The organism is Aequorivita vitellina (assembly GCF_022008365.1).
Classification (GTDB): domain Bacteria; phylum Bacteroidota; class Bacteroidia; order Flavobacteriales; family Flavobacteriaceae; genus Aequorivita; species Aequorivita vitellina.
In genome coordinates this window covers 73,172-98,064 of record NZ_JAIRBA010000005.1, presented here as the reverse complement: position 1 = coordinate 98,064, position 24,893 = coordinate 73,172, and the positions used below count along the sequence as shown (strand labels likewise).

Here is a 24,893-nt window from a genome sequence, read left to right as displayed (position 1 = left end):
GTAGGTATTCCTAGTACCGCCAACTTTACTTTTGAATAACTTTTACTTTCGAAGCCAATTGTTTCGCTCTAAAGATTACATCTTCAATGGCGCCATCCAGCTTATCGTGGGTTAAAATAACTCCCATTCTTCTATAAAGTCGGGAAGTGGTTTTTCCAAAAATCCGAAAATCTGTTTTTGGAGCAGCTGCCACAATTTCGAGTCCGTCAAAAACTGGATTTTCAAAGTTTCCAGATCCTAAAATTACTGCGCTACAGCCAATTCGCTCCAGTGTAATTTCGGGAATTGGAAGGCCAATTACAGCGCGAAGGTGTAATTCAAATTCATTAAAATTTTGGGTTTTTGCCAGGGTTACCATTCCTGTATCGTGTGGACGCGGGGAAAGCTCTGAAAAGTAAACGCCGTCATCTGCTACAAAAAACTCCACACCCCAAATGCCGTAACCAGTTAATGCAGTGGTTACTTTTTCGGCCATTTGCTGGGCTTCTTTTAAAACGTCATTTTTCATTGGTGCTGGTTGCCAACTTTCAATATAATCGCCGCGTTCTTGACGATGTCCAATGGGCGGACAAAAAAGCGTTTTACCGCTTCGTTGGGTAACGGTAAGTAGCGTTATTTCATAATTAAAATCTACAAATGCTTCTACAATTACTTCGGCTACATCGCCGCGAGAACCCTCTTGTGAATATTGCCAAGCTTTTTCAATATCGGCTTCGGTTTTTATGGTGCTTTGGCCTTTTCCGCTGGAAGACATTAAGGGTTTTACAATGCACGGCATTCCTATTTCTGATACTGCTTTCTTTAAAATTTCTGCTGAGGTTGCATAGCGATAATCGGCCGTTTTTAAGCCTAATTCTTTCGCCGCTAAATCGCGAATGGCTTTGCGATTCATTGTAAAGTTTGCTGCTTTGGCCGAAGGAATTACGGTGTATCCCTGTTTTTCGTATTCATAAAATCGTTCTGTGCGAATGGCTTCAATTTCGGGAATAATATAATCTGGTTTGTGTTTTTCAACTAAAGCATCTAAAGCATTGCCGTCGAGCATATTTATTACTTCGGAATAATCTGCCATTTGTGCCGCGGGAGCATTGGGGTAGCTGTCCACAGCAATTACTGTTTGTCCGATTCTTTTAGCAGCAATGGTGAATTCTTTGCCTAATTCCCCACTTCCGAATAATAAAATTTTAGCCATTTTTTAAATTTTGGTAAAAATACAGTATTAGGTTACACGAAAAAACCCAAAGTACAATTTGAACTTTGGGTTTTAATGAATAAAATTTATTCGAAATTATTTAACGATAATTCGTTGTACTCTTCCGTTGTCTTTGTTGCCAATGCGAACCAAGTAAACGCCCGCGGCTGCGTAACTCATGTCTAATTTATAATTGTAACCGTTGCCGTTGTTTTCCAGTTTCCTGAATAACATACGTTGGCCAAGTGTATTATAAACCGATAAATTCATAGCATTTGAATAATTAACTGTCTTTAAAGTAACATCAAACTTGTTATTGTCTAAGGAAATGATCGTTAATCCGCTTTCGTCAAAAATAGTTTCGGTAACGCCCACGGTTCCTATCTGCACAGAGTAATCTTCAGTTTCGCCAAAGGTAGTTTCTTCGCAAGCATCATTTGGTACAGGACCATTCCAATTGGTTTTTGCACGCATTAAATGTTGCCCGAATGCGGCTCCCGCTGGAACGACTAAATCTGTAGTAATTGTATAAGTTCCACCGCCCTGGCCGGGTGCAATAACAACATTATCTACTACAATTTCATCGTTACTAAATACAAAATCGTCGTTGAAATCAATCCAAACGCGTACATTTTGGTCTCCGTATTCGGTTGTAAGTGTAAGATCGTAAGTTGTATCTGCTTCCATTCCAGCAATAAGGTGGGTGAAATCTGCATAACCTTCGCAACCAGATGTATTGTTAATATCAGTTACACTAAAGAGCCTAAATCCATCCCCAAAAGAACAATCTCCCGATGGCTGACAGTTTTGATGTGCAATTACTACCGATGTTGCATCGTTAGTGGTATCACTGTCATTAGGCAATGAAGTTGTTGCACTTAAGTTGTAAGTTCCAAGTGCTGAAAAATCTCCCGTTTGAGCAAAAGTAAAGGACGCCGACGTGTTCCCGGCCAACGTTCCGGTGTATACCTCAGTTACAACCGTACCATCTAAATTATAGGTTACATCAAAATTTGATTGTGACTCCCCTCCAAAGTTGGTAACGGTAACAACAATGTTTTCGGCAGCGGTTAATTCTGTACCGGAAACGGGTGAATTTATTGAACTTACGCCAATATCATTAGGCTCTAAGTATGTAACCGATTTTGTGCGGCCATCGTTACTTGTATCCTCATCCCCCGGCAAATTAGTTTCAGCGGTAATTGTGTATGTTTGGCCAACCGTACCTAAGTTTGCCGTAGCCGTAAAGGTATATTGGGCCGTAGCTGCAGAAGCAATAGTTCCTGAAAACACTTCTGAAACAACCGCGCCGCCATCAACTTGAAAAGTTACCGGTATATTTGAAGCGCTATTTTGACCATAGTTAAAAATTGTAACTGTAACGCTTTCACTATTTGATAGTGTGCCCGTAATTGGCGCGTCTATACTCACTACACCTACATCGTTATTGTAATTTGGTGCTATTTGAAAAACGCCAACTACATCTTTTCTTCCGCTGTTCATATATTCATTAATAAACCAGAATTGCTTGTCGTTAGCTGGGTCAATGTCTATCTTACTATAATCGCCATAACGCAGGCCGGGAATGTTTTGGTTTCCTGCAGCAATTAATTCTTCTGCAACGGTCATTGTGTTTAAAGGATCGTTTGCGTAACGCCCGGTGTAATACGAACTAACTCTTTTTGTTGTAGGATCTGGCGTAGTAGGTCCTGCCATAGCTGTGTAACCCATCCCAATATTTCCTTGAATATCCATCATCATGCTGGCGTGCCAAGCGTGTTTTCCATCGGGTGAAGTGTAAGTGCCTTCTTGATGAATAGACCACGGTTGCCCATCGCCAGGTTGACGAAGCTCAAACCACCGTACTCCAGCAAGTTCGCCGCCAGTTGCGTCTGTATCTACTACAAAATTGAAGACAGCTGAATTATGACTTCCAAATTTTCTAAACTGCGCTTGGTTCATCACGGTTGCTTGAAGTGCATCAATATCTGCACCGCCGCCGGGTTGCGATAAGTTTGAAAAACTTCCACCGTCGAAAACTGAAATAAACGGAGTTGTAGTTAATTCAAGCGGAGCCGAAATAGTTGAACTGCCGGGACTGGCCCAGTTTACATCTACCGTCCAAATCTTTAAATGATCCTGCGTAACACCAGACCAAGCATCGTCTTGAAGATAAATTATAGGCAAGCCTCCGGGGGCGGGAAGGTTGTTATTGGTAACATTTAAAGCTTGCGGGCTGTAAAAACCACTGGTTACAATTCCTGGTAGCGGAAAGCCTATAATCTGAGCAGTTGGATCGCCAGCGAGCATTTTGGTTCTTTCCATTGCGTAAATTCTGTTAGACGCACTGGTGTTGTCTGTCATATAATAACCATCACTCCACACAGAAAGTTTTTGATAGTCATTAATTTGCGGAATGGTATAAACGTACCAACCGTCATTTACAGGATCGGGTCCATCAGAAATTGCTATTTGTGCTCCGTTGCCAAGAAAAGTCATCACAAAACGATCTGCAGCATTGTCGTATGAAATAGTAAGGTCGCAGCAACCTCCATTTGGGAAAATGGTTGGGTTTGGCGAAATTTGTCCGGTAGGCGGGTTTCCACTTTTGTCAAAAATTCTGAAACCAGTGTTAAATACTACCACCGCGTGATTTGGCCCAACGCCAATAGCAGGGTCTGTGGGTTGTGAGCTTGAAGCGGCTGCGTCAAAAACCAAGGTTGGAGCTCTTCCGCTAAGTAGCTGCTCCATTTTGTTTGGATTTCTTTTAAAGTAATCGTCTTCAATTTGTGGGTCTTTGCCAGGAATTATCAAGTTTTTTGAAGCTCTTCCATCTTGCATAATTTGTTTTTTCACTCTTGCTGGAGGAAGATTTGTCTGTGAAGCTATTGAAGGTACGTGAACCACCGAGCCCACCGTGCCAACATAGGTAGCGTTTGTTTTTTCCTGTGCTTGTGTTCCGAAAAATAGCATGGAGAAAACCATGAGTAGCGTAATTTTAATTCTCATTAATTAGGGTGTTTTTTAGAGTTATAAATATAGGAGCGTCTAAAATACAGATAATTTGTAAAAAAAAACGGGATTGATTATTTTAAATCAATCCCGTTTTTTTAAAGAAAGCTAGTGTTATTCCAACGATTCTTTAATTCGGCGCATGGCTTCTTTAATCTCAGTTTCCGAAGTAGCATACGAAAGGCGAATACAGTTAGGGTCGCCAAATGCTTCACCAGTTACAGTAGCTACTTTGGCTTCTTCTAAAAGATAAAGTGAAAAATCTGAAGCAGTATTTATGTTTTTTCCTCGAAATGTTTTTCCGAAGAAATACGAAATATCCGGAAAAACGTAAAATGCACCTTCGGGTTGATTGGTTTTAAAGCCTTCAATTTCAGAAAGTAAGTTGAGAATTAGCGCTCTTCTTTCTTTAAACGCATCTACCATAAATTTAATTTTGCTCGGCGAATTTTCCAAAGCGGTAATTGTAGCTCTTTGTGCAATAGCGTTTGCGCCACTGGTTACTTGCCCCTGCATTTTGTTGCAAGCTCTGGCAATCCACTCGGGTCCGCCAATGTAACCAATACGCCAACCCGTCATAGAGAAGGCTTTTGAAACGCCGTTCACCACTACTGTGCGATCGTACATATCTTCAAACTCAGCCATAGAAGCGTGGCCGCCACTAAAGTTTATGTGTTCGTAAATTTCATCGCTAATAACAATAACGTCTGGGTATTTTACCAAAACATCTGCTAACTTACGAAGCTCTTTTTTGCTATAAACAGAGCCACTTGGGTTACAAGGAGAACTGTAAATAATCATTTTTGTTTTTGGTGTTATGGCTGCTTCCAACGCTTCGGGAGTAACTTTAAAGTCGGTTTCAATAGAAGTTGAAATTTCTTTCGGAACACCGCCAGCAACTTTGCATTGATCTGCGTAACTAACCCAATAGGGCGCCGGCAGCAATACTTCATCGCCTTCGTCTAATAGCACTAATGTTAAATTAGATAAAGATTGCTTAGCACCTGTAGAAACTACAATCTGCGATGGTTTGTATGTTAAATTGTTGTCGCGTTTAAATTTTGTTATAATAGCACTTTTTAAATCGCCATAACCGTCAACGGGGGTATAGGAATGATAGTCATCTTCTATTGCCTGAATTGCCGCTTGTTTAATATATTCGGGTACCGGAAAATCTGGTTCGCCAAGACTCAAACCAATAATGTCTATGCCCTGTTCTTTTAATTCTCTAGCTTTGGCGGCCATTGCCAGTGTGGCCGATGTGGCCATTTCGTTTACACGTTTTGAAAGTCTGTTGTCCATAATTATTAAGTGGATACGGCAGGTTTAAGCCCCATTTGTTTTAAATGTCGAAAATGTGCAATAATTGCCGTGCGTGTGGTTTTATATTCTTTGTAAGGTAAGTTGAATTCTTTTGAAGTGCGTTTCACTATTTTTGAAATATTTTTGTAGTGAACGTGGCTAATATTAGGGAAAATATGGTGTTCTACTTGATGGTTTAAACCCCCGGTGTACCAATTAACAAGTTTGTTTTTTGTGCCAAAATTTGTAGTTGTAAATAATTGGTGAATTGCCCAAGTATTCTTCATAGTGCCACTTTCGTCCGGTAGTACAATATCTGTATCCTCAACCACGTGCGCAAGTTGGAAAACTACACTCAAGATTAATCCTGCAACGTAGTGCATAATAAAGAAACCGAGTAAAATTTTCCACCAAACTATGTTGAAAAACAAGATTGGAATAACAATCCAAAGTGAAATATAAATTAGTTTAGTAATTACTAAAATACTCCACTGCGTAATTGGTTTTGGCAATTTACCGTAAGAAAGCTTGCGCGCTAAATAGCGTTTAGTTTGAAAAAAATCTGTGGTGAGTACCCAGTTAAAAGTTAATAATCCATAAAAGAAAAGACTGTACCAATGTTGGAATTTGTGCATTTTGTTCCATTTGGAATGTTTTGAAAACCGAAGGATTCTTCCCGCTTCCAAATCTTCATCATGCCCGTGAATATTGGTGTAGGTGTGGTGTAGTACATTGTGCTGTACTTGCCAATTGTACACATTGCCAGCCAGAATATACATGCTGCTGCCCATTATTTTGTTCACCCATTTTTTTGAGGAATACGATCCGTGATTAGCGTCGTGCATTACATTCATGCCAACTCCAGCCATACCAATACCCATAATAACGGTAAATAGCAATTGAACCCAGCCGGGTACATTTAAAGTTAAAAGTAAAAAATAGGGGGTAAGGTAAATTGAAAACATAATTACCGTTTTCAAATGCAATTTCCAATTACCGGTTCGGGCAATGTTATTTTCCTTGAAATAATCGTTAACGCGCCTATTAAGAGTTCTAAAAAATTTAGCGCTGTCAACTCTGGAGAAATTTAAGTTCGTATATGTCAAAATGTGTTTGTTAACTGAAATTTATTACTGTGAAAGGCACAAAAATAATTATCTTTTGTGGAAATCTGAAGTTACAAAATCATAATTTTACCAAAGATAACATACTTTTGTCTCTTAAATATAATTATGGAACTCATATTGAAATATTTTCCAAACCTAACTGATCTTCAAATAAAGCAATTAGCACAGTTACAAGCGCTTTATGAAGATTGGAATTTAAAAATAAACGTGGTATCCCGAAAGGATATAGACGAGCTCTACCTTCGGCACGTTCTACATTCGCTTGGGATTGCAAAAATACAGTCGTTTCTTCCAGGATCTAAAATTTTAGATGTCGGTACGGGTGGTGGTTTTCCTGGAATTCCACTCGCTATTTTGTTTCCCGAAGTACAATTTCACTTGGTGGATAGTATCGGAAAAAAAATAAAAGTTGTTGAAGAAGTTGTTGCCGGTTTGCAGTTAGAAAATGTAAAAGCAACCAACGCCCGTGTGGAAACAGTTACAGATAAATATGATTTTATTGTGAGTCGTGCCGTAGCCCAAATGGAAACCTTTGTGCATTGGGTTAATGGTAAAATTGCTAAACAAAATTTACACGAACGCCGAAATGGAATCCTATATTTAAAAGGTGGCGACCTTACCGACGAATTGAAGGTTTATAAAAATGCAGTGATTTATCCGTTAAACGACTTTTTTGAAGAAGATTTTTATGAAACCAAAAGCGTGGTGTATTTACCGTTAAAGTTTAAAGGGTGAAACAAGCAGCGCTCTACTTTAAGCAGCTAAATTTTGAAGTAAAAACCATTGCAGCGCAAGAATTGTTTTGGCATCTTTCACTTTTGAAATGGTATCAACAATTTCGGAAATAGGTGTTTTCACCAATTGAATATCTTCGTTTTCTTCTGAATTTCCGCCGCCTTTTTCACTTTTGTCATTCTGGGAAACTTCGGCGTAGTATAAAAAAATACGTTCGGTTGATGCGCCCGGCGAGGTGTAGAAGGTGTTTATTAGTATTGGATTTGCCACTTTGTATCCCAGCTCTTCCATTACTTCACGTTTTATGCAATCCTCGGGTTGTTCATTTTCTTCCAAAGAACCCGCAGGTATTTCCAGCAACCATCCATCGTGGTTTTTGCAGCTTGGATAACGGAATTGATTGGTTAATAAAATACTTTGAGTTTCTTTTTCAAAAAGAATAATTGCCACAGAATTACCTCTTTCAAAAGCTAATCTTTTGGTATTAATTTGGTTGCCGTTAAAAGTGTCGTAAGTAACCGTAGCTTTTACCATTTTGTAATGGTCGTCAAAAACTATTTTTTCATCCTTAATTATGTATTTCATCGCGCGCTATTTTGAGTTTAAAATAATAAAAAACCCCGAACGAATCGGGGTTTTAAAAAATGTTTAAGATATAATGAGTTATCTTGAAATTAAGAATCGTTTTGTTGTTACTGAATTGTCTTTAGAAATTTTTATAAAGTACGTTCCAGTTTCAAACTTGGCAACGTTTAGCTGTTGATTCATTTCAATATTGTTCATTGAAAATATCATTTTTCCCAAGACGTCGTAAATCTTAATTTCAGCATTTTCGGCGTTAGAAATATTAATTTCGTCCTTAGCAGGATTGGGATAAATTGTTACATTTTCGAGAGTTGTTTGGTTTAAACCCAACACGCCGTCACTATAAAATTTTGTTACTGCAATTGTGCCGTAGGTACCATCCGTTACAAATATTTCGGTGCCTTCGTTGTCTATTAAACTCACTGTGTTTCCGCCATCTCCACCAGTATCTATTAAGGAAAATGTATAGCAATCTTCAGCAATATTTATGCGCTCAAAATATATTTCATTGTTACCATAAGGTCCGCCATTTGCAACCGTTGTGCCTTGACTATCTTTGAGGTTCCATCTGCACTGATCTCCTCTATTGTCTGTTTCTATTATCAAGTCGAGCGTACCAGTAGTTAAAGGCACTTCAAACGGAATGGTTAATACGTTATTGGCGTTATAGTCGTCATTCGGAATTGAAACTTCAAAAGTATTTGTCTCCAATAAAACTGTGGAAACCTCAGGAAGCGTAATGGTTTCACTTTTTAGGCTTTCAATGTTACCGGTCCAAGCAAAAGTATCGGACACACCATTAAGTGTATATTCAATACTTAAAGAAGTGATTGGATTGGTGCCAACGTTTTGAATATTTACTTTAGGTGTAAATTCAAAATCTTCGCCAGCGCAATCGGGACTGAATTTCTCCACATAGCGCACGTTTGCGTCATTGGTATATGTTACGTTGGTAGTAGGGGTAGTTCTATTACCGCTAATAATTTCTTGGCGTGTTTCAGTCATAAAAACAACAATTTCAAGATCACCAATTTCAACCGGAATATTGTTGTTTTCATTTAAAATTGGGTAAGCAAAATCTCTTTCTACAAACGTTCCAGACGTTGTTTGGTTAATTTCTTCGCCCCATTGTCCTGTAACCATATCTACGAGACGGTGCATATGGTTGTAATTGTTTCCTTGCCCTCCTCCAGTTTGAGGTCCTTTGGTGTTATCTTGCAGTAATACAACATTCAAAAAATTGGTGCTTTCTGGGCTATCTCCTGTGTAATATGCTTCCACATGAATATTCATAATATTAGTTTGAACGTCAATAGCTGCGGTAGCAGCAAGATTGACGTATGAGGCTACAGCCATAATTTCGTTCGCACGAGCTGGCCATTGATTTCTACCCAATATCGTATTGCTGCCACTAAAAACGTGGCGGTTAACGGTGCCAGATGGATAACCAGTTAACCCGGTTTGTGCTGCTAGGGCATTTCCGAAGGGAGTTCTAAAATCTGGATCATCTCCTGAAGGACTGGCAAAACCACCTTGGTGAATATTAATTAATGAAACCCTGTCTGGATTAGCATTTTGAATGCCTTGCGCAATACTGTGACCATCCGGGCAAAATACACAGTAAATACCGGTGAATTCTTCAAGAACAACATTTTTGTTTTCCGGTGAAGTTGATACAATTGTTTGCCCATAAGTAGTAATGGCAAACAATACAAAAACTGAAGTGATAAGTAATTTTTTAACCATGATTTCTAAAATTTAGGTTTAAATAAATAAGTGTATCGTAAAAGTAAACATAAGTGCTGTAGATATAAAATTTACAATTGGATTATTGCGGAATATTTTGGGGCAAGGCATTGATATTTTGTCTTTTAGCTACGCTGAACTGAAAAAAAGCCTAATAACGAAGCCGAAGGCAATGATGCGAATTTAAAAACCAATTGGAAATAAAAAACCCCGAACGAGTCGGGGTTTTTAAATAGTTTAGCATTTCTGATTTATTTTGAAATCAAGAATCTTTTGGTTGCTACCGCATTGTCTTTACTAATTTTTATAAAGTACGTTCCGTTGGCAAGATTTGCCACATTTATTTGCGCATCCATAGCAATGTTATCTTGTGAAAGAATTAATTTTCCAAGAACGTCAAATACTTGAATATTCGCGTTTTCAGCATTTTTAAGATTTAATACTGTACTTGCCGGGTTTGGATATAAACTAAGGTTGTCTAGTTGCGACTGATTTACACCTAAAACCCCATTGCTTAAAAACTGTCCTGGTTTTTCTGCACCCCAGTTTCCAACGGCATTATACAAGATAGTTCCTTCGTGATCTTTTAAAGTAGCTCTTGTACCACCATCGCCTGCAGTGTCTATAAGCGTGAAAGTATAGCAGTCTGCTGCAACATTTATTCTAAATTCTGTAGTTGTGTTGTTAGGATAAGGTCCGCCACTTTCTATAATATCTCCATTAGAATCTTTAAGATTCCATCGGCACTCATAACCATAAGCATCAGTAATAATTCGAACATCTATTGATCCGGTACCTTCGGGTGCTTTGTCAAAAGACGAAGACAATGTGTTGTTTGAGTTGTCGTCATCACTTGGAATTGTTATATCTACTGTGTTAGTTGCTTGCATAGTGAATGGTACTTCTGGTAAAGTAATAGTTTCATCCCATAAAGCTGGTAAATTACCAGTCCAATTATATGTGTGTGAGTCGCCGTTTACTTCATAGGTTATTGCTAGCGATGTAACTGTGTTTTGTCCTAGGTTTTTAATAGTAACCACTGGAGCGACATTGCTTTCGCAAGTAGGATCGATATCCTTGATTGCGTGAACGCTAACGTCGTTTGCAATAGTTATTCCTGTAAATGTTGCACGCGCCCCATGACCGCTAACAATTTCACTTTGTGTTTCAGTGATAAAGGCAGCAACTTCCATGTCGTCTACAACTGCTGGTACGTTATTGTACATTGCAGGAATGGTATAAGTATAAGTTCTGTCTACAAATGTAGTAGCAGTGGTAGTATTTATGGGGTCGCCCCAAGTAGGAGTAATAATATCTACCAATCTATGCATGTGGTTATAGTTGTTTCCAGCGCCCCCACCCGTTTGTGGGCCTTTGGTGTTATTTTGCAATAGTGCTACTGTAAGAAAGTTTGTACTTTCTGGACTGTTTCCAGTGTAATACCCTTCAACGTGCACGATAAGCTCTCTGGTTTGAACATCAATTGAAGCTTCTACTGCAACATTTAAATATGAACTTTCACCCAATATTATGTTAGCACGACTGGGCCAAGCAGATCTGCCTATAACAGGACTGTTGCCGCTAAAAGTGTGTCGGTTAATCATTCCAGAAGGGTAACTGTTAACCCCAAAGTGAGCTCTAATAGCCTCGCCGTCTGGAGTGCGAAAATCTGGCTGGCCGCTACTTGGAACAGCAAAACCACCGGCGTGTATATTAATTAAAAAGACATCGTCTGGATGATCAGATTTTAAACCTTGCGCAATACGGTGACCGTCGGGACAGAAAACACATTTTATACCCGTAAATTCTTCGAGAATTACATTTTTGTTTTCAGGGGAAGTTGATACAATTGTTTGCCCATATGTAGTAATGGCAAACAAAGCAAAAACTAGAAAAAGAGATAGTTTTTTAAACATGATAGTTAAATTTAAGATAATAGTGAGAATTAAGTGTTCGTGACAAATGTACTTTTTTATAATTAATTATCTTAAACTTATAAATCAAATATTTGCGTTTTTTATGTTAAAATATTATAATTGAGTTTTAATGTTTCATTAAAAATACACTATCTCATCTATATTGCTATATTTTTTATAAAACAAACGCCAAATCCGTAAAAAACGACACTTTCTCCCAAAATTTAACGTTCTTTTTTGATCTGAAGAATTGTTAAATGTTAAATGTCTGTAAGAGAAATAGTAAAGAAACTTTAATCTTTAATAATTATAATTACTTTTGCAATACTTAGTAATCAAACCTCTCAATTAAAACCTAAAAATTAAAACCATGAAATTTAAATTACTTCTTTTAAGTATCCTTGGCTCAGTAACAATGGCGAGTGCTCAATTTACAGTTAAGGACAGAGCGGGCAATGTGCTCAATGATGGCGATGTTATAGAATTTGGTGTTTTGGACTATCCAGATGCATCTTATGAATTTTTTGTAACCAATGACAACCCTAGCGACGAAATCTATACACGTATAGAATATGTGTCTGAAACAAACTCCTCAAACGGAGAGTTTGAACAATTATGCTATGGCTTGTGTTATAACAATATAGTACAGGGCGGTACAGTACCTCCAGCGGGTGAAGATGGACTAGCTATTGCAGTTGGTGAAACTACTCCCATGGGAAACCATTTTTGGAACGACGATCCAGGAAACGGTTCAGATAACGTAGATTTTGTTTTTGCCTTCCGTCAATATTCTGACCAAGCAGGAACAATAGAAACGGGTACGCCATTGCTATTTACATATCGTTATAATCCAACAATGGGTGTTGCAGACAATAACACTGTAAACCTAACTATTCAATCTACTTTAGTTTCAAATGAATTAGTGTTGAATATAAATGAGCCAGTTAATATGGTTGTTTATAATATTCAAGGTAAAGTTGTAAAGCAAGGTCAATTTGACGCTGGTCGTCAAGTTGTAAACGTATCAGATTTAAGCCCACAAACGTATATCGTTCAGTTTAAAAATAATACTGGTGGTGTGCAAACAAGCAAAATCTTGGTTCAATAAGCTTTCAAAATAAGCTGAATATAAAAAGGCCCCGGAGTTTTCTTCGGGGCCTTTCTTTTTTTAAATTTCTAGCTATTAGAAAGTAACTACAAGATTTGCCGTTACCCCGGTGCTTGGTGGCACTTCTCTACACACCCCCCCAACACATATTAAACCGCCACGTTGTCTGCCGTAATTCATTGCAAAACGAGCTCTTCCTTTAGTGTAGCTTCCGCCTAAACTGTAATAGTGAAGTTCTTTTTCACCCCCGTAATTGTATGCATCAGCTGCATATAATGTGAAAGATGAATTGAAATTATATTCTAAAACTCCAGCAGCCCAGTTTTTATCGTCATCTTCAGTCCAAAGGTGTTGAAGTTCTAATCTTACAGCTTTTCCTTTGTCAAAACGTCGCGTTCCTTCTATAACTGCTATTTGAGCATTTATATCGCCCTCAGATCCAAGAATGCCTCCTTTTGAAACAGCTTTGTCTATAATTACATCTTGGAAAGAAACTACAGTGCTCCATTTTGAAGACCAACGGTTTTTAATTTCAATGTTTAAATCGCGGAAATACCGATCTCCTTCACCAATAAATTTGGCATCATAGGTTAAATCATCTGCATTAAAAGTAGCGTCTAAGCCAGCCCAGTACGCAAAGTTACCAGCTAATTTGGTTCCGTATTTACCCAATGTAGATTCTTTATCGAATGAAAAATACACATCTACTTGCGCCCCTACTTCTCCAGCTCTTTTTTCGTTTTCAGTAAAAAGAAGACGCGGTTGTGCGTTGTACACATATATATTAGAAAGCAGATAATCGTGCTGTTTCGTAATGGCGGGAATGTAATTTACAACTTGCTCGTTAAATTGATTGCCTTCAGCATACCTATCTGCATAAAATGTGAAATTTTCCAATCTTCTAAAAGTTGAATTAATTCCCAAACCTTTTTGGGCGTAACCCAAGTTAAACTGAAGCGCAGTACCGTCAAATAACTGTGGTGTGGTTACTACTTCTTCGTTAATTAAAACATCCGGATCTTTGGTGATTGCTTCTATGCTTCCGTAGAAATCCGAAATTACAAAATCTAATCTACCGCCATAGGCATTTATGTTTGCAGGTATTGAATCACTAGAGCCATTGTCTTGGTAACGACCTACATAACTTGCACCTAATTTTAAATCTACAGACTCTAAATTCATTAAATCGCTTAAATCTAAATTGGCATCAAGCCCTTGAATTACACCTTCCGAAACATCGAATCCATTTCGTGTTTGTCCGTAAACACCCGTAAGATCGAATGAAGCGGTAGGATTGAATTTAACACGTACTCCTTTTAGAGCATTGTTAATTCCTAATTGTCTGTTTTCCCACGTGCGCAAAATCAGTCCACTTCCAAATTGCTCGTAAAAATACCCACCAGTAATATCTAAGGTTTCATTTCTGAAATTTAAATAATAGGTTCCTATGCCGTTTTGGCCATCCCAAGTTGGGGAATATCCCAAAAGCGAAGAAGGCAAGTAGGATTCATATTGAACCCCTGCCGTAAATTTTCCGAGCGCGTAGTTAAGTTGTAAATAATTGTTTGCTCTAAATTGATCCTCCGGAGCAGTAAAGTCAAAATCTTCATCGTCAAGAAGCCATTGCGAATTAGATTCCAAGCCACCAAAAAAGTAGCCGTTGTCTTGTGAAAAGCCTATGGCACCTATAAAAAGAAAGGCACCGAATATAATTTTTTTCATTGTAAGGTTTTGGTTGATTGGTTGTTCAATTAGTTAGAATACTCCTTTATTTTTTCGTAAAGTTCATATTCTGCACCTGGGCTATAACCAGAGTGACGGTATACAATTTCGTTGTTTTTCACCAAAAGCGTTAATGGAACGGTGGCCGCTCCTAAAGCGCGCTGAAAGTCGTTATTGGTGTCTAAAAGTATGGTGTAATCCCAGCCCTTTCCGTTTATTAAAGGCTTTACTCTTTTTACAGTACGACTGTCATCTACAGATACTGCAAATAATTCAACGCCAGTTTCATCCTGCCAATCTTGGTAAATTTCACTTATTGCATCTAGTTCTTTCAAACAAGGCACACACCAAGTGGCCCAAAGGGAAACAACTATTACTTTATTATTGTCTTTAGAAAGATCTTTAGAACTGATGGCAGTTCCGTCAATCGTAGTTAAGTCTATTTTTGGTAATTCGCTTTGCGAAAACCCTAAAAAAGTGACTAATAATAGAAGGAGGGGAAAGATTTTTTTCATAATAAAAAGATTTGCGATTATTTTAGTGAAGCAATATTAAGTTTTTTTTAATGAATTTTGAATCGGATTATTTGAAAATTGTTCATTTAACATATTTAGACCAAGCATTTTTAAGATTTAAACTATATTAGCGCACATTTTTATTTCTAAAAGTATTCTTAATATGAAAACCAATCCCTATTTAAAAGCCTTGCTGTTTTTTGCAATTATAACTATTGTTTCTTGTAGTAAAAAAGAAGACCCATATGTGGAGCCTAGCCCGTTATTGACTTTGGAACTTAAAAGTGATGCCGGAACTGGCGAGTTGGTAGTTTTAAGAGCTAATGATAGCGTAAACTTTACCGTTATTGGTAGTGATGGCGTTGACTATACGAGCGCTTCGCAAATATTTGTGAATAACGTCGAAATCGCTGGTGATTATTATATATTCGAAGAATTGGGTGAATTTACGGTAGATGCTATTTATAATGACGTATCAAGTAATAGCTTGAACTTTGAAGTGCTAGCACCTACAGAACGAGCCTTGACAATTGATTTTCCTAAAGCATTGCGCAATCAGACTATTACATTTGGTTTATTAGATAGCCAAGGAAACAATACAGCGTCAGATGCTACATTTTATGTAGATGACACTGCTATCTCCGGATTTACCTATTCCTCTGCCACTGAAGGTAGTTTTGTGGTATATGCAGAATACGAAGTAGATAATGAATTACACACTACTGCCAGTAAAACTTTTGAAGTGTTTATTCCAAAAAGAAAAGTAGTAATAGAAGATTACACAGGTACTTGGTGTGGCTTTTGCCCAGCAGTAGCACTTGCTATTGATACTGCTAAAGTAGCTACAAATCATATTTCAGTTGTTGCTATTCACGAAACTGGAGCCTCACTTCCAGACCCAATGCATTTTGAAAGAGTACAAGATTTAAAAGATGCCTTCGGAATTGGAGGGTTGCCACAAGCAAGACTTAATCGCAAACAAAAATGGTTGGATCCTTATAATGTGAACGATGTTTTGGCAATGGCAGGTGCTGAAACCGATCTTGCTATCGCTATAGACTCAAAGGTTACTGGGGCTAACCTAACCGTAGATGTTAAAGTTGTTTATGCAAGCGGTTCTGTAACAGGCGACAAAATAGTTGTCTACCTTGTTGAAAGTGGAATAATCTACGCACAAGCAAATTATTTCAACGCCACCTCCGGTCACCCATTAGAAGGCCACGGAAACCCAATTCCAGATTTTGTGCACAACGACGCGCTTAGAAATTCACTCACAGATATTTTTGGTGATGCCATAACAGAAACACCAGCATATACCGAATATAAGAAACAGTATAACTTAGAAATTCCTTCGGAATACAACGTTGATAATTTAAGTGTAGTTGTTATGGTTGTAGATTCTGACAATAATGCGAAAAACTCACAACACGCAGAAGTTGGCGAAAACAAAACTTTTGAATAAAAACTTAGTTTTCTAAAACTAAAAAACCCATCCTGAAATTCCAGGATGGGTTTTTTTATGAATTCAATTTAGGTTTTATCCCAAAAAAGGATATCTGTAATCTGTAGGAGATACAAATGTTTCCTTCACCAATCTTGGAGAAATCCAACGGTATAGGTTTTGTTTGCTTCCTGCTTTGTCGTTAGTTCCACTTGCACGAGCACCACCAAAAGGTTGTTGCCCCACAACAGCGCCCGTAGGCTTGTCGTTTATGTAGAAGTTACCCGCTGCATTTTCAAGGGCTTTTACAGCCTGCTCAAGCGCATATCTGTCTTCACTAAAAACAGCGCCTGTTAACGCATATTCACTGGTTTCATCAACTAGTTGTAAGGTTTCTTCCCACTTTTTATCGTCATAAACATAAACGGTAAGAACAGGGCCAAATAACTCCGTACACATAGTTGTGTATTTTGGATCTTTTACAACAATTACGGTAGGTTCAATAAAGTACCCTTTGCTCTTGTCGTAATTTCCGCCCGCAATAATTTCAACGCTTTTGTCTTTTTTGGCTGCATCAATATAACTTGCAAGTTTGTCAAAAGATTTTTCGTTAATTACGGCGTTAATAAAGTTGCCCATATCTTCTGGGGTTCCCATTTTAAAGGAACGGATATCGTCAACCAAATATTTTTTAACGTCATCCCAAATACTATTCGAAATATAGCAACGGCTTGCCGCACTACATTTTTGACCTTGGAATTCAAAAGCCCCACGAGCCATTGCTGTAGCAACTTGTTTGGCATCTGAAGTTTTGTGAGCCACAATAAAATCTTTTCCACCAGTTTCTCCAACAATGCGTGGGTAGGTTTTATAGTTTGTTATGTTGTCGCCAATCTTTTTCCAAATTCCTTGAAAAACACCCGTTGAACCCGTAAAGTGAACCCCACTGAAATCTGGACTTGCCATAAGCGTATCTGAAATCATAACAGCATCGCCCATTACCATATTGATTACTCCGGCAGGCACACCCGCTTCACGAAATACATCCATAATAACTTTAGCGGAATACACTTGCGTGTTACTCGGTTTCCAAACAACAACGTTCCCCATTAAGGCAGCACTTGCAGGAAGGTTTCCGGCAATAGCGGTAAAGTTGAAAGGTGTAATTGCATAAATAAAACCTTCCAAAGGTCTGTATTCAATGCGGTTCCAAGCTGCAGAAGTAGATTCTGGTTGCTCAGCATAGATTTCAGTCATATACTGAACGTTGAATCGTAAAAAGTCAATAAGCTCACAAGCTGAATCTATTTCGGCTTGATAAATGTTTTTAGACTGCCCCAGCATAGTTGCTGCGTTTATTTTAGCGCGGTACGGACCTGCAATCAATTCAGCGGCACGTAGAAAAATTCCAGCGCGTTGTTCCCAAGGCATAACAGCCCATTTTTTTCTCGCTTCCAAGGCAGTAGAAATTGCCTCTTCCACATTTTTCTTAGTAGCTTTATAATACGTTCCCAGCACGTGTTTGTGGTCGTGCGGAGGAGACATCGTTTCAGTTTCCTTGGTTTTAACCTCTTTTCCGTTAATAAATAAAGGCACTTCTACAGTAGCCTTGTACATTTCTCTATAAGTTTCAAGCACTTCTTCGCGTTCTGCAGAACCTGGCGCATAGCTTCTTACAGGTTCGTTTACAGCGATTGGCACTTCAAAAAATCCATTTCCCATAACTTTTTAATTTTTGTGTTTATGAAGATTGCAAAGGTACAAATTATTTAGTGTTCAGCGACCCGTAGCGGTAGGCAGTTTTTCCTATTTTAAATGAAGAAATATTCTCGTTTTTTCCGAACAAGATTTATGTAATTTATTAGTTTTACTGACCACTGATTACTTTTTAAAATATGTGTACCGTAACTTTTATTCCGAAACCGAACAAGGGTTTTATACTAACTTCCAATAGAGATGAAGCTCCGGGACGCGAAACATTTCCACCAGAAATTTATAAGGAAGAAGGAGTAAAGTTGCTTTACCCGAAAGATGCCGTTGCCGGCGGAACTTGGATTGGTATAAGTGAAAAGAAAAGGGTTGTAACCCTTATGAATGGTGGTTTTGTAGCACACAAACGAAAACCATTTTACCGAAAAAGTAGAGGTTTGGTCGTGAAAGATTTGCTAAAATGCGAAAACTTAATAGCAGAAATTGAAAATTACGATTTCAACGAAATAGAGCCGTTTACAGCAATTATAGTTGAATGGAAAACGAACGTTCAACTGTTTCAGTTGGTTTGGGATGGCAAAGATTACCATTTTTCCGAAAAGCCGCTGTCGCCACATATTTGGTCTTCTTCGCCATTGTATCCCGAAAACTTAAAAAATAAACGCGAACAATGGTTTTCAGCATTTTTAATGAACGCGCTAAAGCCTTCCGAAGCAGAAATTCTTCAATTTCATAAAACTGGGGGCGAAGGTGATTTCAACAGCAATCTAATTATGGATCGGGGATTTATAAAAACCAAAAGCATTACGCAGATTGTTCAAAATAAAGATTCGGCAATCATGCGTTACGAAGATTTACAAACAAAAAAAATAAGCACCACTCAATTCATTTTTCCGTAGGCTCGCTTTGTACTGTTAGCGTTTCAAAAAAGTATTTTCCTTGCGTTTCGGTTCAACGTTGTATTAATTCATAGAGAACGGAGCGCTTAATTTAAAGAGTGGGATAGAAACTCTAAACCTGCGGGTGGTAGCATAGTTTACCATATTATAGTATCCTTTCATAGCGCCGAATGGAGATAAAAGTAAACAGCCGCTTGTGTACATATGTTTTTCGCCCGGATGAAGAATTGGTTTTTGCCCTATAACACCTTCACCTTCTACAATTTCGGTAACGTTAAGAGCGTCCTTTATTTTCCAGTGCCGCGAGGTAAGTTGTACGGTATCTTTGCTTTGGTTTTCAATCGTTACATTATAGGCAAAGGCATACTGTATTTTACGGTTTTTGTAAAACGTGCCGTCAAATTCGGTTTTCACCGAAATTTTAATCCCTTGTGTTACTTGTTGTACCATGGCTTAATAAAATGCTGCGCTTGCGATAACAAAAATTACTGCGGTAATAGATAAACCTATACCAAACACAGTGTTTAAAATTACAAATTTTATTAATGTTACAATCCTGCTTTGTTGGTAAAAATTTCGCAAAGCTTTATAAAAATAAATTGGCCCTAAGAATAGAAATAAACAACTCACAAAAAAATTCGCTCCCAGGAATAAGTCGGGAACTAAAAATAGGAGCATGGCTAAAAATATAAAACTGAAAATATGGAATATAAAAACCATATGCTCCATATAAGTGTACTTCTTACAGGAATAAATTAACCAGAAAAACAAGGCAAATAGCGGAGCGTAAAAAAATAGAAAAAAAGGCACCTTCGAGATTACATAACTAATAAATGCTGAAGGGTTCTCCCTAATTTTTTCTACTGTTGCATTTTTTGAATAAACCCATTTGTTGAGAGCTGTATTTTTATGATGTAGGCTGTCTAATGCTACTTCGGCATTTTTAATTTTATACTTTTCGTAAAAGCTATTATATAATGTTAGCCGCTTTGAATAACTTTCAAAAAAAGGCAAAGAGTCTAACTGCCTGTCTGAAAAATATTTTAAGGGAGTGTCTGGTTTTTGGTTTTTAATGCTATCTACTATTTTAATGGCTTCTGGCGTTGTTGTCACGTTTAATCCTAACGAATCTAAGATTGCGCGATCCTTGGCGTTGGCAATAAAATTTTGGTTGGCTTCACTCTTAGTAGTGTCTGTATTTACAACATTTAGCAAGCCATTTATTAAAAAGTAAATAATTGATACGCTAAGAAAAAACCGAAAAGGATTGGCATATTTTAATCGTTGCCCTTTTACGTAGTTGCGTGTAATTACACCCGGGCGAAATAATAAATCTTTGAGTGTGCTTCGCAGGCGCGAATCATAAACAAAAATGCTGCTAAAAAATTGGTCGACGAAATCTGTAAATGAAAGTTGTTTGGTGCTGTTAACTTGTGAACAATACGAACAGTAAACATCGCTCCTGTCTATGGGCTGTTCGCAATTGAGGCACTTGGTGCCACGATATTGTAACGATTTTCTTTCGGTAACGTATTTGTTATTTTTGCGTTTCATAGCAAAATAAAATAGTTAGAGTTTCAAGTCAAATTTTCATAATTCAATTGTTGCTAATATTGGTAGAGTTGGCGTAACCCACGCCAATTATGCGGTCATATCGAGCACCTAAATCACGAAAATATACAATTACGGTATAGTTGTTTTCGGTTTGCCAAAAATCGCCACTTACAGCCCCCGGGTCTATGGTTCCGTCTCTATTTACTACAACATATTTATAGTTGTAAAACCCTTGTTTAAACAAGCGAGTAGTGCGGTAGGTGTCGCTTTTTGGGTCGTATTTCATATACGTACTCCCGTCAATAGTCCAGTTGTTAAAATTGCCGTAAAGGTGTATTTCCTTATCGCCAAGATCTTCAAAATACTGAAGATTAAAATGCATGCGAACGTATTCGGCTTCAATATTTTGGTTTTGGGCGTCGATGTTTCGCACTACAAAATTTCCGTTTATATCTGGGTTATAGGTGTACGGCCGGTTGTATCTTGAAATATTTGTATATAAGTAATTTTCGTAAACATCTGTAACTTGTATAGAGCGCACACCGTTTGATGCTGAGCGTTCATCCTTATTATCGAATGCCAGAAATTCATTCCCGCCACCAAAAGATGCTTCTTTATCGTATCTGTAAATAAGTTCGTTGCCCATGGTGTATTGCGGTACAAGATCTGTAATGGCTGTTTTGAGGTTGCTGTTTTGTAACACCAAGGTTTTTACCGTTTGTTTTGGGTTTATCAATAATAAATTTGGTGAATTTACGGTGAACTGAACAACTTGTTTCTCTTCAATTACTCGCAAATCGCGCGCGCGTTTAATTTCAACCCCAACCGATGCAATGTTTTCAATAACCAGAAATCTTCGCGTAAATATAAGGTCGCCGTCGCTGTTGTAAATGCTAAGTAAGTAATTCCCACTTTTTTTAATAGCACGCGTATCGCGATTGGGAATAGATAGTTCGTAATGCGAGTATATTTGAAGCGTATTTAACGAGTTTTGGTAATCTTGAATTCGCACATCGTCAAAACCATCTAAATATTCACTTTTGGACAGATCGCTTGGTGTCCAATCAAAATTGTAATGTGTAATTGTATAGTAAAAATCTTCTTCTTCACCATTTAAGGCGTCAAAAGATAGTTGCAAATTGTTGCCTAAATTAATTATTGGCAATTGGCTGAGGTCTGTTGCTCCACGAAATTGAATGGTGCTAATGTAAGTGGGCTCTACTTTTTCAATAATTTGCGAAAATGCAGGAAAGACAGATAATATAAAGAGAAATGCGGCTGAAAGCGTTTTTAACATAACAGTGGTTTAAAAAGCTAAGATAACAAAATTTGTGCCTCTTACGCGCGCAGGTTGTGGAAAGCCATTCATGTTTTATTCTTCGGTGAAAATTCTTCCTTTATTTGAACGATTGTTAAATAAAGCTTTATAAAACGGATTAGCTGTATTCTATTTTTGTGGAATATTCAACAAACTGTTTCGAGCTAAAGACAACGCTTGGTCATATTGCTATCAATCTGAATTGAAATTTATTAGCAAACAATTTTTAAAATCTTTTTCATTTAATAGTGTATTCTATAATTTAAAATCATTTTATATAGAATACCCTGCCTTTTAACACAGAAAATTATACCCTTTTGTTGTGCAATGAGGGTTTTAATTTATAAATTTGCACGCCCGTAGTCCCCGATGGTATAATTTGAGGGATTAGCGGGTGTTAAAAAGGCATTATTAATATCCATATTTATGTCCAAAGACATTAAAATTAAAAAAGGTCTTACCATTAAATTACAGGGCGACGCAGATAAAACCTTGTCAAACGCTCCGCGATCGAGAACTTTCGCAATAAGACCTTCCGATTTTCATCTCATCACCCCTAAAATGGTGGTTAAAGAAGGTGGAAAAGTTCAGGCTGGTGAAACCATTTTCTACTCAAAGAACAATGAAATTGTAAAGTTTGTTTCGCCCGTTAGCGGAACACTTACTAAAATTTCACGCGGCGCAAAACGTGTTATTACTGAAATCTCTATTGAAGCAGATGCGCAGGATTCTTTTAAAGAATTTGGAGTGTTAAATCCAACTGCTTCCGGTGCTGAAATTAAAGCCCGCTTGTTAGAGGCTGGCTGTTGGCCGTTTATTATGCAACGTCCGTACGCGATAATTGCAGACACAGAGCAGGAGCCTAGAGATATTTTTATTTCTGGTTTTAGCACAGCCCCGTTGGCAAACGATTTAGATTTTTCGTTACACGGAAAAGAAAATGAGCTACAGGCTGCGTTAACTGCCCTTAGCAAACTTACCAAAGGGCAAGTGCACGTAAGCATTCCTAAAAGTGGAGATTCTCCATTTAAGGCAATGAAAGACATCGCACTTCATCGCGTTTCTGGTCCGCATCCTGCAGGAAATGTAGGTACACAAATAAACAAGATAGGCCCAGTTAATAAAGGTGAGGTTATATGGACAGTGGCGCCACAGGATCTAGTAATAATTGGTGAATTGCTACTTACAGGTAAATTTAACGCCGAACGTATTGTTGCACTTGCCGGATCTGAGGTAAATACTCCTAAATATTACAGAACCCGAATTGGTGCTGAGGTCTCAACCTTTATATACGATTCTGGACTAAAAGACGAAAACGTTCGTGTTATTAGTGGCGACGTGCTTACGGGACAAAAAATTTCGCCTAAAGGCTATTTGGGTTACTATAGTAATACCGTATCGGTAATTCCTGAAGGAGACGATTATGAACTTTTTGGTTGGAACAAACCCGTATTCGATAAAATATCGACTTCAAGAGCACTTACATTTTCTTGGCTAATGCCTAATAAGGTTTACGATCTCGATACTAATACCAATGGGGAGCACCGTAATTTTGTTGTAACAGGTAATTACGAAGAAGTTTTTCCACTAGATATGTATCCATTACAAATGCTGAAATCTTGTATGATTCAAGATTTAGATGAAATGGAAGCTTTGGGAATGTACGAAGTGGCTCCCGAAGATTTTGCACTTACCGAATTTATTTGCGTAAGTAAGCAACCACATCAACAAATTATTAGGAACGGTCTTGATTTAATGTATAAAGAAATTGGATAATTATTCATTTTGAAAAAATGAAAAATACGTAGTATATGGGATTGAAACAGAATTTACATAAGCTAAAGGAAAAATACAAGGGCACTAAAATGGCCCCTGCATTTAATGCACTGCATACCTTTTTATATACGCCGAATGAAACTACACATTCTGGCTCGCATGTTCGCGCAGCAGACGATTTAAAGCGAACCATGAATACGGTTATTATGGCGCTAGTTCCGTGTTTAATCTTCGGAATTTTTAACGCAGGTTACCAACACTACGCAGCTATCGATGCTACCTTGCGATTAGATCCGTTAGGCAATTTTTTTACTTGGGATAATTTTATCTTGGGTGCTTGGACGGTCTTACCGTTGGTAATTGTTTCGTATTTGGTAGGGCTTGGCGTAGAATTTATTTTTGCTGTAATTAAAGGCCATGAAGTGGAAGAAGGTTATTTGGTTACCGGAATGCTAGTGCCGCTTATCGTTCCTATTGATATTCCACTTTGGATGCTCACCGTTGCGGTAATCTTCGGTGTAGTTATCGGAAAGGAAGTTTTTGGAGGAACGGGAATGAATATACTCAACCCCGCTTTAACCATCCGTGCTTTCCTCTTCTTCGCATATCCTACTTGGATGAGTGGCGATAAAGTTTGGGTACACGGCGCAAAAGAAATGGCCGGGCAACCAGATGCTATTTCTGGCGAAACCATTCTTGGGAGTTTAGCACAAAATCACGAACCTATTTATAGTATTTGGGATAGTTTTTGGGGCTTTATCCCAGGCTCGGTAGGCGAAACTTCTACCTTCCTTATTTTAATTGGTGCTGCATTTTTAATTTTCACTAAAGTTGGCAGCTGGCGTATTATGCTCTCCGCAGTAATTGGAGCCATTGTAATGGGGCTAATTTTTAACGGTGTAGTAGATCAAGGTTGGATTCAACAAGGCAGTAGTTTCTACGGCTTAATGAGCGAAACTTTCTGGCATCATCTAGTAATAGGCGGATTGGCTTTTGGTATTGTTTACATGGCCACAGACCCCGTAACGGCTTCGCAAACCAACAAGGGAAAATGGATTTATGGTTTCTTTATCGGTTTTATATCGGTTTTAATTCGGGTATTTAACCCAGCATACCCTGAAGGCGTGATGCTTGCAATTCTGTTGATGAATGTATTTGCACCAACCATAGATCACTATGTGTTAAAAGGAAATATTAAGAAGAGATTGAAACGTTTAAAAGCAAAAACAGCGTAA

Annotated in this window: 19 protein-coding genes; 6 read left to right on the top strand and 13 right to left on the bottom strand. The window is 38.0% G+C overall.

Annotated elements, in window-relative coordinates:
* Window positions 1-25 precede the first annotated feature (25 nt).
* The 4 genes from purT to K8089_RS04125 all read right to left on the bottom strand — a co-directional run bounded on the left by purT (window position 26) and on the right by K8089_RS04125 (window position 6,471).
* Entirely contained in the window at window positions 26-1,192 is a 1,167-nt protein-coding gene (purT, locus tag K8089_RS04140; RefSeq protein WP_237602017.1) for a formate-dependent phosphoribosylglycinamide formyltransferase, read from the bottom strand.
* A gap of 96 nt (window positions 1,193-1,288) precedes the next feature.
* The gene (locus K8089_RS04135; RefSeq protein ID WP_237602016.1) at window positions 1,289-4,201 is read right to left on the bottom strand and encodes a GEVED domain-containing protein; all 2,913 of its coding nucleotides are present in this window, start codon (window positions 4,199-4,201) and stop codon (window positions 1,289-1,291) included.
* Window positions 4,202-4,318: 117 nt separating this feature from the next.
* The gene (locus K8089_RS04130) at window positions 4,319-5,506 is read right to left on the bottom strand and encodes a pyridoxal phosphate-dependent aminotransferase (protein ID WP_237602015.1); all 1,188 of its coding nucleotides are present in this window, start codon (window positions 5,504-5,506) and stop codon (window positions 4,319-4,321) included.
* A 5-nt stretch (window positions 5,507-5,511) separates the two neighbouring features.
* Entirely contained in the window at window positions 5,512-6,471 is a 960-nt protein-coding gene (locus tag K8089_RS04125; protein ID WP_407932373.1) for a fatty acid desaturase family protein, read from the bottom strand.
* 267 nt (window positions 6,472-6,738) lie between these two features.
* Between K8089_RS04125 and rsmG the strand changes: the two genes are divergently transcribed.
* Window positions 6,739-7,368 carry a 16S rRNA (guanine(527)-N(7))-methyltransferase RsmG gene (gene rsmG / locus K8089_RS04120; RefSeq protein ID WP_237602013.1) on the top strand — a complete coding sequence of 210 codons (630 nt, stop codon included), beginning with the start codon at window positions 6,739-6,741 and terminating at the stop codon, window positions 7,366-7,368.
* An 18-nt stretch (window positions 7,369-7,386) separates the two neighbouring features.
* Here the strand turns inward: rsmG and K8089_RS04115 are convergent, their stop codons facing one another.
* The 3 genes from K8089_RS04115 to K8089_RS04105 all read right to left on the bottom strand — a co-directional run bounded on the left by K8089_RS04115 (window position 7,387) and on the right by K8089_RS04105 (window position 11,615).
* Window positions 7,387-7,953, bottom strand: coding sequence for an NUDIX domain-containing protein (locus K8089_RS04115; protein ID WP_237602012.1), 567 nt, complete (start codon window positions 7,951-7,953; stop codon window positions 7,387-7,389).
* Between the two features lie 78 nt (window positions 7,954-8,031).
* Window positions 8,032-9,699, bottom strand: a complete 1,668-nt coding sequence (locus tag K8089_RS04110) for a T9SS type A sorting domain-containing protein (RefSeq protein WP_237602011.1) — start codon at window positions 9,697-9,699, stop codon at window positions 8,032-8,034.
* Between the two features lie 251 nt (window positions 9,700-9,950).
* Entirely contained in the window at window positions 9,951-11,615 is a 1,665-nt protein-coding gene (locus tag K8089_RS04105) for a T9SS type A sorting domain-containing protein (RefSeq protein ID WP_237602010.1), read from the bottom strand.
* A gap of 370 nt (window positions 11,616-11,985) precedes the next feature.
* On the opposite strand from K8089_RS04105, the gene K8089_RS04100 reads away from it, so the two are divergent.
* A complete protein-coding gene (locus K8089_RS04100) occupies window positions 11,986-12,723 on the top strand; it encodes a T9SS type A sorting domain-containing protein (protein ID WP_237602009.1) in 738 nt (245 codons plus the stop codon).
* Window positions 12,724-12,798: 75 nt separating this feature from the next.
* Here the strand turns inward: K8089_RS04100 and K8089_RS04095 are convergent, their stop codons facing one another.
* Both K8089_RS04095 and K8089_RS04090 read right to left on the bottom strand, forming a co-directional pair.
* Window positions 12,799-14,445, bottom strand: coding sequence for a DUF6029 family protein (locus K8089_RS04095; protein ID WP_237602008.1), 1,647 nt, complete (start codon window positions 14,443-14,445; stop codon window positions 12,799-12,801).
* A 29-nt stretch (window positions 14,446-14,474) separates the two neighbouring features.
* Window positions 14,475-14,960, bottom strand: coding sequence for a TlpA family protein disulfide reductase (locus K8089_RS04090; RefSeq protein ID WP_237602007.1), 486 nt, complete (start codon window positions 14,958-14,960; stop codon window positions 14,475-14,477).
* Window positions 14,961-15,123: 163 nt separating this feature from the next.
* On the opposite strand from K8089_RS04090, the gene K8089_RS04085 reads away from it, so the two are divergent.
* On the top strand, window positions 15,124-16,422 hold the full coding sequence (locus tag K8089_RS04085) for an Omp28-related outer membrane protein (protein ID WP_237602006.1): 1,299 nt from the start codon (window positions 15,124-15,126) through the stop codon (window positions 16,420-16,422).
* A gap of 75 nt (window positions 16,423-16,497) precedes the next feature.
* Here the strand turns inward: K8089_RS04085 and pruA are convergent, their stop codons facing one another.
* Window positions 16,498-18,123, bottom strand: a complete 1,626-nt coding sequence (pruA, locus tag K8089_RS04080) for an L-glutamate gamma-semialdehyde dehydrogenase (RefSeq protein ID WP_237602005.1) — start codon at window positions 18,121-18,123, stop codon at window positions 16,498-16,500.
* Between the two features lie 173 nt (window positions 18,124-18,296).
* On the opposite strand from pruA, the gene K8089_RS04075 reads away from it, so the two are divergent.
* Window positions 18,297-19,010, top strand: a complete 714-nt coding sequence (locus K8089_RS04075; protein ID WP_237602004.1) for an NRDE family protein — start codon at window positions 18,297-18,299, stop codon at window positions 19,008-19,010.
* A 63-nt stretch (window positions 19,011-19,073) separates the two neighbouring features.
* On the opposite strand, the gene apaG is transcribed toward K8089_RS04075, so the two are convergent.
* From apaG to K8089_RS04060, 3 genes are read right to left on the bottom strand one after another with little or no spacing between them, the layout of a single operon-like run.
* Window positions 19,074-19,460, bottom strand: a complete 387-nt coding sequence (gene apaG / locus K8089_RS04070) for a Co2+/Mg2+ efflux protein ApaG (protein WP_237602003.1) — start codon at window positions 19,458-19,460, stop codon at window positions 19,074-19,076.
* A gap of 3 nt (window positions 19,461-19,463) precedes the next feature.
* Entirely contained in the window at window positions 19,464-20,564 is a 1,101-nt protein-coding gene (locus K8089_RS04065) for a DUF3667 domain-containing protein (RefSeq protein ID WP_237602002.1), read from the bottom strand.
* A gap of 43 nt (window positions 20,565-20,607) precedes the next feature.
* Entirely contained in the window at window positions 20,608-21,861 is a 1,254-nt protein-coding gene (locus K8089_RS04060; protein ID WP_237602001.1) for a type IX secretion system plug protein, read from the bottom strand.
* A gap of 447 nt (window positions 21,862-22,308) precedes the next feature.
* Between K8089_RS04060 and K8089_RS04055 the strand changes: the two genes are divergently transcribed.
* Both K8089_RS04055 and K8089_RS04050 read left to right on the top strand, forming a co-directional pair.
* On the top strand, window positions 22,309-23,658 hold the full coding sequence (locus K8089_RS04055) for a Na(+)-translocating NADH-quinone reductase subunit A (protein WP_237602000.1): 1,350 nt from the start codon (window positions 22,309-22,311) through the stop codon (window positions 23,656-23,658).
* 35 nt (window positions 23,659-23,693) lie between these two features.
* Window positions 23,694-24,893: an NADH:ubiquinone reductase (Na(+)-transporting) subunit B gene (locus K8089_RS04050; RefSeq protein WP_237601999.1), complete on the top strand. Its 1,200-nt coding sequence runs from the start codon at window positions 23,694-23,696 to the stop codon at window positions 24,891-24,893.

Coding starts and splice junctions, on each gene's coding strand:
- K8089_RS04085 (WP_237602006.1), top strand. CDS start 15,124: ATGAAAACCAATCCCTATTTAAAAGCCTTGCTGTTTTTTGCAATTATA.
- rsmG (WP_237602013.1), top strand. CDS start 6,739: ATGGAACTCATATTGAAATATTTTCCAAACCTAACTGATCTTCAAATA.
- K8089_RS04060 (WP_237602001.1), bottom strand. CDS start 21,861: ATGTTAAAAACGCTTTCAGCCGCATTTCTCTTTATATTATCTGTCTTT.
- K8089_RS04105 (WP_237602010.1), bottom strand. CDS start 11,615: ATGTTTAAAAAACTATCTCTTTTTCTAGTTTTTGCTTTGTTTGCCATT.
- K8089_RS04065 (WP_237602002.1), bottom strand. CDS start 20,564: ATGAAACGCAAAAATAACAAATACGTTACCGAAAGAAAATCGTTACAA.
- K8089_RS04110 (WP_237602011.1), bottom strand. CDS start 9,699: ATGGTTAAAAAATTACTTATCACTTCAGTTTTTGTATTGTTTGCCATT.
- K8089_RS04130 (WP_237602015.1), bottom strand. CDS start 5,506: ATGGACAACAGACTTTCAAAACGTGTAAACGAAATGGCCACATCGGCC.
- K8089_RS04135 (WP_237602016.1), bottom strand. CDS start 4,201: ATGAGAATTAAAATTACGCTACTCATGGTTTTCTCCATGCTATTTTTC.
- K8089_RS04055 (WP_237602000.1), top strand. CDS start 22,309: ATGTCCAAAGACATTAAAATTAAAAAAGGTCTTACCATTAAATTACAG.
- purT (WP_237602017.1), bottom strand. CDS start 1,192: ATGGCTAAAATTTTATTATTCGGAAGTGGGGAATTAGGCAAAGAATTC.
- K8089_RS04050 (WP_237601999.1), top strand. CDS start 23,694: ATGGGATTGAAACAGAATTTACATAAGCTAAAGGAAAAATACAAGGGC.
- K8089_RS04100 (WP_237602009.1), top strand. CDS start 11,986: ATGAAATTTAAATTACTTCTTTTAAGTATCCTTGGCTCAGTAACAATG.
- K8089_RS04095 (WP_237602008.1), bottom strand. CDS start 14,445: ATGAAAAAAATTATATTCGGTGCCTTTCTTTTTATAGGTGCCATAGGC.
- K8089_RS04075 (WP_237602004.1), top strand. CDS start 18,297: ATGTGTACCGTAACTTTTATTCCGAAACCGAACAAGGGTTTTATACTA.
- apaG (WP_237602003.1), bottom strand. CDS start 19,460: ATGGTACAACAAGTAACACAAGGGATTAAAATTTCGGTGAAAACCGAA.
- K8089_RS04125 (WP_407932373.1), bottom strand. CDS start 6,471: ATGTTTTCAATTTACCTTACCCCCTATTTTTTACTTTTAACTTTAAAT.
- K8089_RS04115 (WP_237602012.1), bottom strand. CDS start 7,953: ATGAAATACATAATTAAGGATGAAAAAATAGTTTTTGACGACCATTAC.
- K8089_RS04090 (WP_237602007.1), bottom strand. CDS start 14,960: ATGAAAAAAATCTTTCCCCTCCTTCTATTATTAGTCACTTTTTTAGGG.
- pruA (WP_237602005.1), bottom strand. CDS start 18,123: ATGGGAAATGGATTTTTTGAAGTGCCAATCGCTGTAAACGAACCTGTA.